Source organism: Campylobacter sp. TTU_617, assembly GCF_016599045.1.
GTDB lineage: Bacteria > Campylobacterota > Campylobacteria > Campylobacterales > Campylobacteraceae > Campylobacter_D.
In genome coordinates, this window is sequence record NZ_JAENKV010000014.1 from 17512 (window position 1) to 32148 (window position 14637).

Annotated in this window: 16 protein-coding genes; 12 read left to right on the plus strand and 4 right to left on the minus strand. The window is 26.6% G+C overall.

The features are described 5' to 3' along the window. Nucleotides 1-136: 136 nt before the first annotated feature. Nucleotides 137-1285 (minus strand): carboxynorspermidine decarboxylase, encoded by a 1149-nt coding sequence (gene nspC / locus GQV94_RS06370; protein WP_200170209.1) that lies wholly within the window; start codon nucleotides 1283-1285, stop codon nucleotides 137-139. Between the two features lie 99 nt (nucleotides 1286-1384). On the opposite strand from nspC, the gene GQV94_RS06375 reads away from it, so the two are divergent. The 3 genes from GQV94_RS06375 (at nucleotide 1385) to bamE (ending at nucleotide 3602) form a co-directional block, all read left to right on the plus strand. After that, complete coding sequence (locus GQV94_RS06375; protein ID WP_200170210.1) at nucleotides 1385-2923, plus strand: multicopper oxidase family protein; 1539 nt, start codon at nucleotides 1385-1387, stop codon at nucleotides 2921-2923. 152 nt (nucleotides 2924-3075) lie between these two features. Beyond that, nucleotides 3076-3270: a YqaE/Pmp3 family membrane protein gene (locus tag GQV94_RS06380; protein WP_200170211.1), complete on the plus strand. Its 195-nt coding sequence runs from the start codon at nucleotides 3076-3078 to the stop codon at nucleotides 3268-3270. A gap of 44 nt (nucleotides 3271-3314) precedes the next feature. Next, complete coding sequence (bamE, locus tag GQV94_RS06385; protein ID WP_325099655.1) at nucleotides 3315-3602, plus strand: outer membrane protein assembly factor BamE domain-containing protein; 288 nt, start codon at nucleotides 3315-3317, stop codon at nucleotides 3600-3602. 76 nt (nucleotides 3603-3678) lie between these two features. Here bamE and GQV94_RS06390 read toward each other — a convergent pair whose 3' ends face one another. Next, nucleotides 3679-6006 carry an autotransporter outer membrane beta-barrel domain-containing protein gene (locus GQV94_RS06390; RefSeq protein WP_200170212.1) on the minus strand — a complete coding sequence of 776 codons (2328 nt, stop codon included), beginning with the start codon at nucleotides 6004-6006 and terminating at the stop codon, nucleotides 3679-3681. Between the two features lie 183 nt (nucleotides 6007-6189). On the opposite strand from GQV94_RS06390, the gene GQV94_RS06395 reads away from it, so the two are divergent. From GQV94_RS06395 to GQV94_RS06405, 3 genes are all read left to right on the plus strand, one after another. Then, the gene (locus GQV94_RS06395) at nucleotides 6190-6411 is read left to right on the plus strand and encodes a MoaD/ThiS family protein (protein ID WP_200170213.1); all 222 of its coding nucleotides are present in this window, start codon (nucleotides 6190-6192) and stop codon (nucleotides 6409-6411) included. Next, nucleotides 6411-6854, plus strand: coding sequence for a molybdopterin synthase catalytic subunit (locus GQV94_RS06400; RefSeq protein WP_200170214.1), 444 nt, complete (start codon nucleotides 6411-6413; stop codon nucleotides 6852-6854). The genes GQV94_RS06395 and GQV94_RS06400 overlap by 1 nt, the downstream gene beginning before the upstream one ends. A 174-nt stretch (nucleotides 6855-7028) precedes the next feature. Next, a complete protein-coding gene (locus GQV94_RS06405; protein ID WP_200170215.1) occupies nucleotides 7029-8219 on the plus strand; it encodes a molybdopterin molybdotransferase MoeA in 1191 nt (396 codons plus the stop codon). A gap of 512 nt (nucleotides 8220-8731) precedes the next feature. On the opposite strand, the gene rrpB is transcribed toward GQV94_RS06405, so the two are convergent. Continuing rightward, on the minus strand, nucleotides 8732-9064 hold the full coding sequence (gene rrpB / locus GQV94_RS06410; protein WP_200170216.1) for a MarR family transcription factor RrpB: 333 nt from the start codon (nucleotides 9062-9064) through the stop codon (nucleotides 8732-8734). A 187-nt stretch (nucleotides 9065-9251) separates the two neighbouring features. Between rrpB and GQV94_RS06415 the strand changes: the two genes are divergently transcribed. The 6 genes from GQV94_RS06415 (at nucleotide 9252) to GQV94_RS06440 (ending at nucleotide 13662) form a co-directional block, all read left to right on the plus strand. Next, nucleotides 9252-9887 (plus strand): NAD(P)H-binding protein, encoded by a 636-nt coding sequence (locus GQV94_RS06415; RefSeq protein WP_200170217.1) that lies wholly within the window; start codon nucleotides 9252-9254, stop codon nucleotides 9885-9887. 220 nt (nucleotides 9888-10107) lie between these two features. Next, complete coding sequence (gene accD / locus GQV94_RS06420; RefSeq protein ID WP_200170218.1) at nucleotides 10108-10950, plus strand: acetyl-CoA carboxylase, carboxyltransferase subunit beta; 843 nt, start codon at nucleotides 10108-10110, stop codon at nucleotides 10948-10950. Between the two features lies 1 nt (nucleotide 10951). Then, the gene (locus GQV94_RS06425) at nucleotides 10952-11401 is read left to right on the plus strand and encodes a 23S rRNA (pseudouridine(1915)-N(3))-methyltransferase RlmH (RefSeq protein ID WP_200170226.1); all 450 of its coding nucleotides are present in this window, start codon (nucleotides 10952-10954) and stop codon (nucleotides 11399-11401) included. An 8-nt stretch (nucleotides 11402-11409) separates the two neighbouring features. Beyond that, entirely contained in the window at nucleotides 11410-11772 is a 363-nt protein-coding gene (gene dksA / locus GQV94_RS06430) for an RNA polymerase-binding protein DksA (RefSeq protein WP_200170219.1), read from the plus strand. Further along, nucleotides 11762-12748 (plus strand): hypothetical protein, encoded by a 987-nt coding sequence (locus GQV94_RS06435; RefSeq protein ID WP_200170220.1) that lies wholly within the window; start codon nucleotides 11762-11764, stop codon nucleotides 12746-12748. Before dksA ends, GQV94_RS06435 begins: the two co-directional genes overlap by 11 nt. Continuing rightward, complete coding sequence (locus GQV94_RS06440; RefSeq protein ID WP_200170221.1) at nucleotides 12745-13662, plus strand: tRNA dihydrouridine synthase; 918 nt, start codon at nucleotides 12745-12747, stop codon at nucleotides 13660-13662. The genes GQV94_RS06435 and GQV94_RS06440 overlap by 4 nt, the downstream gene beginning before the upstream one ends. Here GQV94_RS06440 and GQV94_RS06445 read toward each other — a convergent pair. Continuing rightward, complete coding sequence (locus GQV94_RS06445; protein ID WP_200170222.1) at nucleotides 13659-14525, minus strand: FHA domain-containing protein; 867 nt, start codon at nucleotides 14523-14525, stop codon at nucleotides 13659-13661. The genes GQV94_RS06440 and GQV94_RS06445 overlap by 4 nt on opposite strands. Between the last annotated feature and the right edge of the window lie 112 nt (nucleotides 14526-14637).

The following is a 14637-nucleotide window of genomic DNA, read 5'->3' on the forward strand; positions in this document are numbered from 1 at the left end:
TTAAAATTTGCTCAAATAGCTATAATATAGATATTATATAATATAAATGCTTATTATAAACATTCTATAAAAAATCTCAATTAAAATTTACAAAAATTCATTAATATAAATTATTTTATGCTATTTAGGAATAATATTAATTCCTTCTAGCATAGTCTTCATAAGAAAATTCTCTCACCATTTGAAGTTTATTTTGTTTATTTGCAAGCATTAAATTAGGAAGTATTACTCCATTAAAAGTGGTATTTTTAACTATAGAATAATGAATTTGATCCAAAAATACTATTTTATCCCCTCGCTTTAATTCTTTTTTAAAAGCATATTCTCCCATTACATCTCCAGCCAAACAAGTATTACCTGTTAAAAGATAAGCAAATTCTCCTTTTTGCAAATTTGAAATCTTTTCATTTTCTCTTGTTGCTAAAATTCTTGCATTTAAAACCTCACTTGTATAAGGCATAATAATAGTATCTGGCATATGAGCTTCACTTGAAACATCTAAAATGGCTATTTTTTTCTCATTTTCTACTATATCAATTACGCTTGCTAGTAAAATACCACATTGCCAACCAACTGCCTCACCAGGTTCAAGATATACTTGCACTCCATATTTATCGCTAAATTCCTTACAAAGCCTAATTAATTTTTTCACATCATAACCTTTTTTGGTTATATGATGCCCTCCTCCAAAATTAATCCATTGCATTTTCTTAATCCATTTGCCAAATTTTGTTTCAAATACTTTTAAAACAGCTTCTAAAGCATCAGCACTTTCCTCGCATAAAGCGTGAAAATGAAGTCCCTTTACGTCGCTTAAATTTGCATTTTCTAAATCTTTACTTAAAATTCCAAGTCTTGAATATCTTCCACAAGGATTATAAAGCTCTTTTGGTGCTAAAGAAAATTCTAAATTACAACGAAGTCCTAAGGAATTTTTAGAGCATAAATTTCTAAATTTTTCAAACTGATATAAAGAATTAAACACTATATGATGAGATAAATCTGAAATTTCTTTTATTTCATCTTCTTTAAAAGCAGGAGAATAAGTATGAATTTCTTTATCCATATATTCTTTAGCAAATTTAGCTTCCCAAAGTCCGCTACAAGTGCAACCTTGCAAATATTCTCCTACTATCTTTAAAGCTCCTGAAAAAGCAAAACCTTTTAAAGCCAATAAAATTTTTACTTCGCTTTCTTTTGCTACAAAAGCTAACAACTCACAATTTTTACGCAATTTTTCTTCTTCTAAAATATAAGCTGGAGTTTTTACATTAAAATCAAACATTTTATTACCTTAAAAAATATTTCATAATGCGTATTTTAACATTTACTAACATTTAAATTTTAAATAATATAATGAAAAATCTAAGCAAAAAGGATAAAAATGGATAGAAGACAATTTTTAAAATTTAATATTTTAGCAGGTGCTAGTGCAAGTATAGCTTATGCTGCAAATTCTCATAATATGCACAATATGCATTCTATGAATTTAGCACACTCTTCAAATATAGATACAAGTTTTATAAAATTAAGCAAAAAAGTAAATTTAATAGATGAAGAAAAATTCCCAGCACATCAAAATTTAAATTCTTTAAAACTTCTAAAAAACGAAAGCAAAGAAAAAAATTTTTTTAGAGCTACCATAGAAATTAAAGAAAGTCAATTAGAAATTATTAAGGGTTTTAAAACCAAATTTTACACTTATAATGATCTTATTCCTGGACCTAAAATAGAAGTTTATGAAGGAGATACTATAGAAATTTTAGTTAAAAACAAACTCAAAGAGCCAACTACGATCCATTGGCACGGACTTCCGGTGCCACCTGATCAAGATGGCAATCCTCACGATCCTATCTTAGCAGGAAGAGAAAGAATTTACCGCTTTACTTTACCGCAAAATTGTGCAGGAACTTATTGGTATCATCCACACCCTCACTACATCACAGCCAAACAAGTTTTTATGGGTCTAGCTGGAGCTTTTGTAGTAAAAGCTAAAAAAGATGCTTTATCTCATTTAGAAGAAAAAGATTTAGTTATTAGTGATTTACGCTTAGATGATAAAGCTCAAATTCCTGAAAATAATTTAAATGATTGGCTCAATGGCAGAGAAGGAGAAATCGTTTTAATCAATGGACAATTAAAACCAAAAATTACAATCAATGCAGAAAGGATACGTATTTATAATTTTTGCTCAGCAAGATATTTAAATTTAAAAATTCAAAATGCAAAATTCATTCTTGTTGGCACAGATGGAGGGCTTATAGAAAAACCTATAGAACAAGAAGAATTATTCTTATCCCCTGCTTCTAGGGTTGAAGTTTTAATAAAAGCTGATAAATTTGGTGAGTTTAAATTAGAAAGTCTTTATTATGATAGGGATAAAATGCTTGTAAAAGAAGAACCTAAAAATTTATTTTTAGCAGATATTAAAATAGAAAAAAATCCTATCAATATCCCTTCAACTTTAAAAAAATTCGAAAAACAAAAAGAACCTAAGAATTTTAAAGAAGTTATCATGAGTGAAGATCATATGCAAATGCACGGCATAGATAAAAAAAGTGAAGATGAGATAAAAAAATCTCTTGCTTCTATGTTTTTACTTAATGGAAAAGTTTTTGATATGAAACGCATTGATCTTAAATCAAAATTAAATGAAGTAGAAGATTGGATTATTATAAATAAATCTCATATGGATCATCCTTTTCATATACACGGAACACAATTTGAACTTATAAGCTCTAAATTAAATGACAAAACTACAAAAGCAAATTTTAGAGCCTTAAGAGATACCATTAATGTGCGTCCAAATGAAGAATTAAGACTTAGAATGGTGCAAAATTATGAAGGTATTAGAATGTATCATTGCCATATTTTAGAACACGAAGATTTGGGTATGATGGGTATCTTAGAAATACAAAAATAAATTTCAATACCTTTTGGTATTGAAATAAAATAATTTTAATCTACAATTTTTCACCAAAACTCTACAAAAATCTAGTCTTTAAAATTATACTTAAGCTTATTTTTATGGGGGGGGGTATAATAGAAATTTCATAATTTTAACAAAGGATAAATATGAGATTAATAATTTGTTTTATTTTGCCTTGGCTTGGTTTTTTAACTATTAAAAGACCCTTTGCTGCTTTAATTTGTCTTATTTTGCAAATCACTCTTATTGGTTGGTTACCTGCTATGGTTTGGGCTGTCTATGCTCTTAATCAATATAAAGTTGAGCAAAAAATCTCAAAAGCCTTAAAAAATAAACAATAAAAGGAATTTTTATGAAATAGGTTTTATGGATTTTTTTAGGTTTTATTTTAAGTGCTTGCTATCAAAAAGGTTTAGAAGTTAATCAAAATAAACTAGATACTATTATTATAGGAAAAAGCACACAAGAAGATGTAGAAAAAATTATAGGCCATCCTGTAAGAAAAACAAATATAGGCAATAAAGAGATATGGTATTATGATTTTACAAGAATTACTTCTTTGCCAGGATTTGATAAAGATGAAAGTACTGTTTTTGAATTTAATAAAAAAGGTGTAGTAGTCAAAAAATACAAAACTCAAGGCTCAGGAAATGGTAATCCTTTACTCAACTAAAATAAATATTTGCAATAAAAGAATTTTTCTAATAGAATAAACTCTATTAGAAAAATTTAATCAATCAAGCAAACAATTAAAACTTATACTTAAGTCCTACTTGTCCGCTTATATAGGTTTCATTTTTATTGTCTACTTTACCATTTAATATTTGTTTAGCACCAACTCCAGCATTAAAACTTAATCTTTCATTGATGTTTAAATTACCACCTAATACTACTTGAGCGTAAGTTTTTTTATTATCATTTGCTTTTACACTTGTAAAAAAAGCGTTATTTACAGCTAGATTTGCCACATAATCATCTCCATTATTAATAATAAATTGCTCTATTTTTGGAGTGATAAAAAGATAAGAACTTTCATTCATATATTTTCTAAATTCAGCTCCTATTTCAAGAGAAAAAGAATTATTGCTCATAGAATCAATATTTTTAGAAACAAGTCCTTTATCTGTATAAGATGGAGTATAGCTATAATAATAATTTATACCCGCAAAAGGCTTAATAAATAAAGTATTATTGCTAAAATCAAATATATGACCCAAACTTGCACTAAGTCCAAAGAATTTGCTTGTATAATCAGCCTTATAAGCTCCATCAACTAAAACATTATTTTGATTGGTAGGTGAAATTTGCCCATAAGCTCTTAAATTTAACTCTGTTTTAGGATTTAAATTGATTATAGAATAAAAACCTAATTGAAAATTATCACTTTTTTGTTCTAAAAGTTTATCTTTAATGGTTGATTTTGCATAGGTAAAATAAGTCCCTAGTAAAACATTATCCTTTGCTTGTTTATCAGCACCTATAGTAGCACCATATAAAGCCGCACTATCGCCATCTATAATATTAGCTCCACCAAAAGCATTTGCCCATACGCTATTGGCATAATCATTTATATAATTTGGTCTCATATCACTTTCTAAAGCGGCAAATTTTAGATTGCTCATTTTTAAAGCATAATTTCCATAAGGATTATTAAGCATTGCTATTCTTTGAGTAATAGCTACATCATTGGATACGTTTATGGTAGTATTAGTTGCATTAGAAGCTGAGTTGAAATTAGATATATTTTTTCCTGTGTTATCTGTATCTTTTTTAATATTTAGTGCTAATTCAACACCCTCTCTACTGGCTAAATCAGCCCCTATTGCTCCCAATAAAACAGCCGCATCCCTTAAAACTAAAACCGCATTTTTATCATTTCCTGCTAAATTTGGAGCTATGGTTTGTAAATATTTATCATCATCTATCTTGCCACCATTTTCATTTGCCTCGTTAATGAGTTTTTGAATTTCGCTTTTTTGATTTTCAAGATCTGCTTTTGCCAACTCATAACCTTGAGCACTTGTATCTAGTTCAGCCAATAATGCATCTAAAGCAACTATATCTACTTTTAATTGAGTAAGAAGGTTTTTAGCATTAGCATTTGCCCCTCCATTAATAACCAAACATTTATCACCACTACAATTTTTAATATCAAATTTATAATCAACAAGAGATCCAAAAGAATTATCCGAAGCTGAAATATCTATAGTGTAGCCAGTATGAAGAATATCTTTATATTTGTTTTTATCCTTTAAAATTTCATTATTGGTACTTAAATAAGAGTTTAAATCTTTAAATAAAACAGCTCCAGCCGCATTATTAGTACTCTTATCTAAAATATCACTATTAAATTCTTTTGCTCTTATTAAGACAAAATCATTTGCTTCAAGCTCGCTATAATTTGTTCTTAAAATACCAAAATTTGAATTTTTAATAGTAGCTGTTCCATTTACCCTAAAAGCATTTTCTACATTGGATAAAATCAAAGTTTTAAAAGCATTAAAATTTCCATTGATAGTTAAAGAACCTGTATTAATTTGATTGGCCAAAGAAGCACCACCTCCTCCTATACCTATAACTGAACCCGCTTCTTCATCATTTACTGGAGCATCTTCTGTTGTGCCTACCACACTAAAATCTGCATTAATCGTCGAAGGTTTTGTAAAATGAAATATAATATCATTAGCTTCAACTTTTTTAGCGCTAGCATTAAGATTATTTATATTAACTGGATTCTTTTGTTCTGCTAGTAATTTTTTATTGTTATTATTAAAAGTTAAAGTTTTATCCTTAGCTAATTCGATATTTAGTTTCATTTCTTCTTGATTAATTTCATCATTTCCATCATAATCAGGAAAATCCCAAATTCCAATATTTATAATAGTATCTTCATTTAATCCAAAAGTAGGAATCCAAGTTTGAGTATTTTTATCATATTGAAATTTATCTTGGAAATTACTCCCTGATTCTTGATAATTTATATCAATAGTTTGACTTGCTAATGCATTTGCATTTAAAATAGCCCCCAAACTTAACCCTAATAAAACTTTGTTTGCATAAAATGAGGTTTTAATCATAAATTTTCTCCTTAAAAAAATAAAAAATGATTATACCCCCCCCCTTAAAGCTATTTTAAAATCAACTATTTTTATAACAAATTTCAATAAAATATATAAATCAATTTTTGAGTTTAAATTTAATATTATAAAGATTGATATTAAAAATATTTTAGTATCATACAGAATAAAAACGGAGTAAATATGGTTAAAATAGAATTTTTAGGTCCTATTAACAAAGAAAGCATAGAACTTAAAGTGCATAATCTTAAAGAACTAAAAGAAATTTTAAAACAAGATGAAAGCTTAAAAGAATGGCTTGGGCTTTGTGCGGTTGCCTTAAATGATAAAATCATTTTTGATGAAAATCAAGTTTTAAACTCAGGAGATAAAATTTCACTTTTGCCTCCTGTAGGTGGTGGTTGATGCAAAATTTTATACTCACTCAAGGAGCTTTAAATATCCCTGAAATTTATGCAAAATGGTATGAATTTAGCATCAAACAAAATTGTGGTGCTTTGCTTACTTTTTGTGGCATAGTAAGAGATGATAACAATATAGAAGCTTTAAGTTTTGACATTTATGAACCTTTGCTTAAAACTTGGTTTAATTCTTGGCAAGAAAAATTTCAAAATGAAACTATAAAGTTTATGTTTGCACATTCTATTGGCGATGTTAAAATAGGAGAAAGTTCGTATTTTGCAGGAATTTTAAGTAAGCAGAGAAAACTAGGACTTAAGCTTATTAATGATTTTGTAGAAGATTTTAAAGCAAATGCCCCTATTTGGAAATATGATGTAATTAATGGAAAAAGAATTTATGCAAAAGATAGATCAAGCAAACTACAAGGTGCTGGACTTTTAAAATGATTTAGAGCTAAAAAATTGATATAAAACACAATTGCTTTAAATTTAATAATAAATTTTAAAATGTATTAATAAAGACTTTAAAATAATCATTTATTAGGGTTTAAAAAATTAATTTATATAAAAACATTATAAATATGCTATTAGATTTATTTAGATTGGTATTAAGGATAATTTATGTTAATGTCTTATGAAGAAAGTTTAAAAATTCTACACTCTCATATCAAAACTTATGAAAAAATTGAAAAAATAGCTATCACAGAATGTTTAGGACGTATCTTAGCAATTGATATAAAAGCAGATAAAAATCAACCTGAATTTTTAACTTCAGCTATGGATGGCTATGCAATCAAATTTGAAGATCAAGAAAAACCTTTAAAAATTTTAGGTATCACCCCAGCAGGAAAAATGCCTGAATTTAAAGTTTTAAACGGCACTTGTGTTAAAACATTTACCGGATCGCTTATGAGTGAAGGAAGTGATACTTTGGTGCCTATTGAAAATATACGCATAGAAAATAACACACTTTATATAGAAAAAAAAGTTTCTAAAGGTTTTGCTGTTAGAGAGATTGGAGAAAATTATAAAAAAGATGAAATTTTATTAAAAAAAGGAACCAAACTAAATTATAGCGAAATAGCACTTTTAGCTGAACTTGGTTTTTTCCATATTAGCGTATTTATAAAACCTATTGTAGGTATTTTAAGCAGTGGAAGCGAAATTAAAGATCTAGGAGAAGCTTTAGAAAATCCTGCTCAAATTAGATCATCAAATCATATAGCCATAGCAAATTTAGCCAAAAAATTAAATTGTGATACAAGAGTTTTTCCTCTTTTAAAAGATGATGAAAAAGCTACTTTTTCTACCCTTAAAAGTGCTTTGCAAAGCTGTGATATCCTAGTAACTACAGGTGGAGTTTCTATGGGAGATTTTGATTTTTTAAAAAAAGCCATTCAAGAATATGAACTTATTATTAATAAAGCAGACATAAAGCCAGGACGTCATATCAAAATAGCCAAAATGAATGAAAAATTTATCATCGCTCTACCTGGTTTTCCTTATTCAGCTATGGTAATGTTTAATCTTTATGTAAGAGAAATTTTAAACGCTTGGCTACTTCAACCAAAAGATTATATTTGCAAGGCTTTTTTACAAGGTGTTTATAAGAAAAAAACTTCACATTTAGAATTTGTAGCTTGCAATATAGAATTTAAAAATGGGCGCATTTTGGTAAATTTAGAAGGTAAAAAAGAAGGATCTAGTGCAATTATAAACAATCTTAACAATAAAGCCGCACTTATGATAGCACCAAAAGAATGCGAAATTTTAGAAAATGAAAGCTTAGTGGATATTGTTTTTATGCCTTAAAAAGGCATAAATCACCTTGCAGAAGTACAAGATATTTGTTTTCCTTTTTCATCGTAGGTGTATATATACGAGTTCTTTTTTATATTTGCACTTGAGCTTGTAAAGCCAACTAATTCACCACTTTTAGTATATAACGTTTTATTTCCATCATAAACATATACATACTGGCCCTTTTAACTACTAAAGTTATAGCCATTTTTCTCCTTTTAACCAAAAATCAAAAAAATGTTATCAAAAAAAATCAAATCCCTTTTTCTTAATCAAAAATCAAAATATAAAAATAGATTGGATATATTTATTTTGTAATGTTTTTATTGATTTGAAATTTATGCAAAATAAAATTATAAATCTAAAATAAAACAAAAAATAAGTTTTTTGTTTTTTATAAGCTTTGAAGTAAAATTAATTTTATATTTATAATTATCTTTTTGCAAAATTATGATTGTAAAAAGTGATTATATTAATTTAAAATATAAAGATAATTTATTTATAAAATATTTCAAATTTTACAATTAAGTTAAATTTTTATAATCATTTCCCCAAATTTCAAGACTTTTTAATACAGATTCTAAACTATTTCCCAAAGGTGTAAGAGAGTACTCAACTCTTGGTGGAACTTCTGCATAAACTTTGCGTTTTATAAGTTTTGCTTCCTCAAGTTCGCGTAAATTTTGGGTAAGAACATTTTGAGAAATATTTTGATTTTTTGTAGATGAAATGCTTTTTCTTAACTCTCCAAATCTTTTAGTTCCATCTAATAAATCTCTAATAATTAAAATTTTCCATTTATTTCCAATAAGATTAAGCGTTGTTTCAATTGGACAAAGAGAATAATATTTTTTCATTTATAACCTTAATTTTTAAAAATTATAACATATTTTTTTAAAAAAAATATATAATAAAAATATTGAAAATACACAATACTCCTAAAATATATACTATATTATAAAATAATATCTACTTGATTTTTTAATATAAGTATATTTATAATTCTAATACTTATTTTTATCAAAACATTTTAAAGGATGGATTATGAAAATAGCAATTTTATGCGCAAGTGGTAAAGCAGGCAAAGCAATAGCAAAAGAAGCATTAGAAAGGAATTTGGAACTTACTTGTTTTGTGCGTAATAGTTCTAAAATGAGCGAATTTTCTTCTAAAGCTAAAATAATACAAAAAGATCTTTTTGAGCTTAATGCTAAAGATTTAGTTCATTTTGATGTAATTATTGATGCTTTTGGAGAATGGGAAAATTTAAATTTACATAAAAAACATATAGAATTTTTAAGTAAAATTTTACAAGGAAGTAATTCTAAATTATTCATTGTAGGCGGAGCTGGAAGTTTGTATATGGATAAAAGTCATACTATAAGACTTATGGATACTCCAACTTTTCCTAAAGAGTATTTAAGTATAGCCAAAGCTGCCGCAGAAGTTCTTGATTTTCTACGCAATGAACAAGGTTTTAAGTGGATATATGTTTCACCAGCTGCTGATTTTATCCCAGAACTTCCAAAAAGTCATCATTATAAAATAATAGGTGAACAATTTGAAGTCAATGCCAATAACGAAAGTAAAATAGGCTATGATGATTATGCAAGTGCTATGATAGATATCGTACTTGATTCTAATTATGAAAATACACGCATTGGAGTGATAGGATTGTAAATGCCTTAAATATCTTAAGGCATTTTATACGCTATCACTTTAAATTTTTTAAAATCTTAATATTTTACATTTAGATTTTTTGTTTTAAAGCTATAAATTCAAAAACATTTAATCATAAACATTTATTTAAAAAATAACTATATAAATCACTTTTATAATATTATTAATCACTAAGAATAATTTGATATAATCCGTTTCTAAGAATTTTTAAGGGTGTTTAATGAATTTTGCAGATATTTTTTCAAGAATTAGAAAAAAACAACCTAGTCCAAATGAAATGCCAGAACATTGGATTAAATGTCCCAATTGTCACGCTTTAATGTATTATAAAGAAATTAAAACTTGTTTTAATGTTTGCCCTAAATGCGATTTTCATATGAGAATTTCACCCCAAGAAAGAATTGAGCTTTTATGCGATGAGCAAAGCTTTATCGAATTTGATCAAAATCTAGAAGCAAACGATCCTTTAAAATTTGTTGATAGTAAATCTTATAAAAAAAGATTGAACGAAAGCGAAAGTAAAACAGGAAGAAAAAGTGCTGTTGTAAGTGGAGAATGTCTAATTGATGCTCTTAAAGTACAACTTGTTATTTTTGATTTTTCTTTTATGGGTGGTAGTCTTGGATCTGTTGAGGGTGAAAAAATTGTTCGCGCTGTTCAAAGATCTATTGTAAGTAAAAGCCCTTTAGTGATAGTTTGTGCTTCTGGCGGAGCTAGAATGCAAGAGAGTAGTTATTCTTTAATGCAAATGAGTAAAACAAGTGCTGCTTTAAAGCTTCTTTCTAAAGAGAAAATTCCTTATATATCAGTTTTAACTGACCCTACAATGGGTGGAGTTTCTGCTTCATTTGCGTGGCTTGGAGATATTATTATCGCTGAACCTGGTGCCTTAATAGGATTTGCTGGTGCAAGAGTTATAAAACAAACTATAGGCGCTGAACTTCCAGAAGGGTTTCAAAAATCTGAGTTTTTACTTGAACATGGACTTATAGATGCAATAGTGCCAAGAAGTGAGCAAAAAAAATATCTTAGTGATGTTTTAAAATTTTTAAGTGGAAAATAGTTTGCGTGTAAATATTATTTGCATACAAAAAAAAGACGAACTTAAAGAACTTACAAAAAAATATACTAAATTAATTTCTAATTATTCTCAAATTAACGAATTTAATCTTTTTAGCCAAAAAATATCCCTTGCACAAAATATTAGTCCCTTAGAAGCTCAAAAAAGCTATGAAAAAGCTTTTGAACCTTATAAAAAAGGTTTTTCTATAGTATTAGATGAAAAAGGTAGAAAGCTTAATAGTTTAGAATTTGCTAATTTATTAAAAGATAAAAATGAAATTAGTTTTTTTATAGGCGGAGCTTTTGGCTTGCGTAAAGAATTTATTAATACTTTAGATTTTAGCCTTTGTTTTAGCTCTTTTACTTTGGCTCATCAACTTGTAAAAATTTTATTATTAGAACAAATTTATAGAGCTTTTTGTATCAATTTTAACCACCCTTATCATAAATAGGAAATAAAATGAATAAAAACGATTTAAATTTTTTAAAAAAATTTCTTGAAAAACGCAAAAATTTTATCATAGAAAATTTACATAGCAATTCAGCAGAAATTGAAGCCTTGCACAATAGTGCTCCAAGTGATAGTGTTGATTTTTCACTTATAGAAACAAGTTCGCAAATTGATTTAGCTATTAGTGCAAATTTAAAAGAAGAATTAAATGAAATTTTAAAAGCTTTAGAAAAAATTAAAAATAATATTTATGGTATATGCGAACTTTGCGAAGATGATATTAATATAGAAAGATTAAAAATCAAACCACATGCAAAATATTGCATTACTTGTAGAGAAATTATAGAAAAAGGCGAAAACAATGAAAATTAGTCTCTTTATATTTGCTTCTTTTGTTTATATTATTTTTATAATGCTGTTTTTATTTTATCTTGATCTTGGAACTTATACTTTAAATATATTTCATTACTCTATGGAACTTCCCGTAATGACTTGGTTTGCACTTGTTCTTGTTATATTTATAATTTTTACAATTTTACATATAAGTTTTTATAGTTTTTTAAATTATTTAAAATTTAAACACTTTTTAAAGGATAGCAATAAATTTGAAAGTTTTATTATAGACTTACTTTTAGAAAAAGAAACAAAAATTAACTTTCAAACAAAAGAATTTAGACAAGTTGCTAATTTAGTAAAAACTTTAAAAACTCATCAAAAAGACAAACTTAATTCCAAAATAAATGATATTTTGGATCTAATTGATAGCGTAAAACGTGGAGAATATTGCAATCTTAACAAATTTAAACTTGAAAAAAATAACATTTTATTTTTGCAAAATGAAAAAAATCATATAAAAAATGATATCAACTATGCTTATAACAAAATAAAATATGCAGAGCAAATAGAAGATGAGCTTACAGAATATGCTTTTGATACACTTATAAAAAAAGGTACTTATGAGCAAATAAAAAATATTAAAATAAATAAAAATCAAGAACAAATTTTAACTATCATTAATCGTTTTAAAAACCAAGAATTAAAACTAAATTTAGCTGAATTTGAAGTATTAATTGATAGACCAGATTTAAATGAAAAAGAATACTTGCAAATTGCAAAATCAAGCACTAAATCTTTAAGCCCTGATGCAATTTTAAATATTTTTAAAAAAATAAAGGATAAAAATAATGAAGCTTTAAGAGCATATTTATATCTTTTAGCTAATTTTTCTATGTTTGATGAACTATTAAGTGAGATTAGAAATGATGAAAAAAGATTTAGTGATTTTTCCAATATTCTCTTATTAAGAGAGCATCATAAAAAATTTGATCTTGATAAATTAATTATATGATTGATTTTAACAATAAGCCTTTATTTTTAGCTCCTATGGCAGGATTTTCAGACTTGCCATTTAGAAATGTTGTTAAAAAATTTGGCGCTGATGTGACCATTAGCGAAATGATAAGTTCTAATGCTTTAGTATATGAAAATAAAAAAACTCTACATATGCTTAAAAAAGCAGAACTTGAAAAACCTTATATAGTTCAAATTGCAGGGAGTGATACTGAAATTATCAAAAAAGCTGTTTTAATATTAAATGAAATCGACTTTATTGATGGAATTGATTTTAATTGTGGATGTCCAGTCAATAAAGTTGTAAAACAATGTGCAGGTAGTGCTTTGCTAAAAAATTTAGACCTTTTTAAAAAACTTGTTGCAACCATTAAAGAATACAATAAAAAATCTCTAACTAGTGTTAAATTTCGTCTAGGATTTGATGAAAAATATCCTGAAAAAATGGCCAAAATTTGCGAAGAACTTGAGGTAAATTTTATAAGCATTCACGGACGTACAAGAAAAGCACTCTATAGTGGGAATGCGGATTATGAATCTATAGCTTATGCCAAAAGTCAAGTAAAAATTCCAGTGATTGCAAATGGTGATATCAATGCTTTAAATGCTAATGAAGTATTTAACATTACAAAATGTGATGGCTTGATGATAGGTAGAGCAAGTATCGGAAATCCTTGGATTTTTTATGAAATTAAAGAAAGAAAAAAAATAGATAAAACCTTGAAAAAAGAAATTATTTTATTTCACTTTGATGAGATTGTCAAACATTATGGAAATTTAGGAGTAAATATCTTTAAAAAACACCTACACGAATACTCTAAAACATATAAGAATGCTTGTGCATTTAGAGCAGAAATTAATCACTATACTAAAACTTCAGAAATGAGAAATAGCATAGAAAATTTTTTCTAATTTTTATCTTTATACGCCTCTAAAGCTAGCAAACTTAAATTTTCAAACAACTCTTTATCATTATCAATACTATCTTTAATAGCTGCACTTAAATATTTCATAAATAAGTCATTTTTCATTCCGCCAAATAAAGGACTATAGAGCTCTTTTGAAATCAAAGTCAAAGCCATAATATTAATAAGCTTAGTAGATTTTATAAGAGGAATATTTTCTATAATTTCTTCGATTTGTTTTTTTTGCAAGCTACAATCTTTAGCAAAATCAATTTTCTTTTGATCTTGTTTTAATTCTTCAAATTTTTCTTTTATAAGATTTAAAAGATTTTGATATTCAAATAATCTATCATCTTGAATTTCTAATATATCATTTTTTTGTTCTTTATTTTTAACAAAATCTAAATTATTTTTAGCTTTAATATTTTTTGCATTATCATTAAGATCAATATTAACTTTAAATCTAGGTTCTATAGCAATTTCTAGTTCATTATGTCTTGGTATATCCTCTATTTTAAGCTTAGCTTCTGTGCTTTCATTATTTATATCATTAATATCTACAAAACGAAAATTTAAATTTCCTATTTTAAAAGTATCTCCTTTATTAATAATCACATCAAAACCACTTTGCAATTTTGAAAAAGATTCATTATAAAAAATTAAAGCATCATCAATAGGACAAATCGTAAAAAATCCTTCCTCAAATTTAATTTGTGCGTGTTTATCTTTAATTTGTTTTTTTAAATCTTGCACACTAAAAGAACACTCAGGATCAGAGCCTATAATTCCTCCATTTTCATCAAAAATATATACTCTATTTTTGCTCAAGCTATCTTCAATATTTTCAAGTAAAATTCCAATCTTTTCCATCCTTCACCCCCTTATACTTTTAATCACTCTAAAATCATCTAATATCTTTACAATATCACTAGCCCCACTTATTAACATAAAATCAAAATATCTATCTTTATTATTGTCAAAT

Bases quoted from the DNA above. Each gene is read 5' to 3' on its own strand.
- GQV94_RS06440 (WP_200170221.1), top strand. From the start codon at position 12,745: ATGATTGATTTTAACAATAAGCCTTTATTTTTAGCTCCTATGGCAGGA.
- dksA (WP_200170219.1), top strand. From the start codon at position 11,410: ATGAATAAAAACGATTTAAATTTTTTAAAAAAATTTCTTGAAAAACGC.
- rrpB (WP_200170216.1), bottom strand. From the start codon at position 9,064: ATGAAAAAATATTATTCTCTTTGTCCAATTGAAACAACGCTTAATCTT.
- GQV94_RS06435 (WP_200170220.1), top strand. From the start codon at position 11,762: ATGAAAATTAGTCTCTTTATATTTGCTTCTTTTGTTTATATTATTTTT.
- nspC (WP_200170209.1), bottom strand. From the start codon at position 1,285: ATGTTTGATTTTAATGTAAAAACTCCAGCTTATATTTTAGAAGAAGAA.
- GQV94_RS06390 (WP_200170212.1), bottom strand. From the start codon at position 6,006: ATGATTAAAACCTCATTTTATGCAAACAAAGTTTTATTAGGGTTAAGT.
- GQV94_RS06400 (WP_200170214.1), top strand. From the start codon at position 6,411: ATGCAAAATTTTATACTCACTCAAGGAGCTTTAAATATCCCTGAAATT.
- GQV94_RS06415 (WP_200170217.1), top strand. From the start codon at position 9,252: ATGAAAATAGCAATTTTATGCGCAAGTGGTAAAGCAGGCAAAGCAATA.
- GQV94_RS06375 (WP_200170210.1), top strand. From the start codon at position 1,385: ATGGATAGAAGACAATTTTTAAAATTTAATATTTTAGCAGGTGCTAGT.
- GQV94_RS06405 (WP_200170215.1), top strand. From the start codon at position 7,029: ATGTTAATGTCTTATGAAGAAAGTTTAAAAATTCTACACTCTCATATC.
- GQV94_RS06380 (WP_200170211.1), top strand. From the start codon at position 3,076: ATGAGATTAATAATTTGTTTTATTTTGCCTTGGCTTGGTTTTTTAACT.
- GQV94_RS06395 (WP_200170213.1), top strand. From the start codon at position 6,190: ATGGTTAAAATAGAATTTTTAGGTCCTATTAACAAAGAAAGCATAGAA.
- accD (WP_200170218.1), top strand. From the start codon at position 10,108: ATGAATTTTGCAGATATTTTTTCAAGAATTAGAAAAAAACAACCTAGT.
- GQV94_RS06445 (WP_200170222.1), bottom strand. From the start codon at position 14,525: ATGGAAAAGATTGGAATTTTACTTGAAAATATTGAAGATAGCTTGAGC.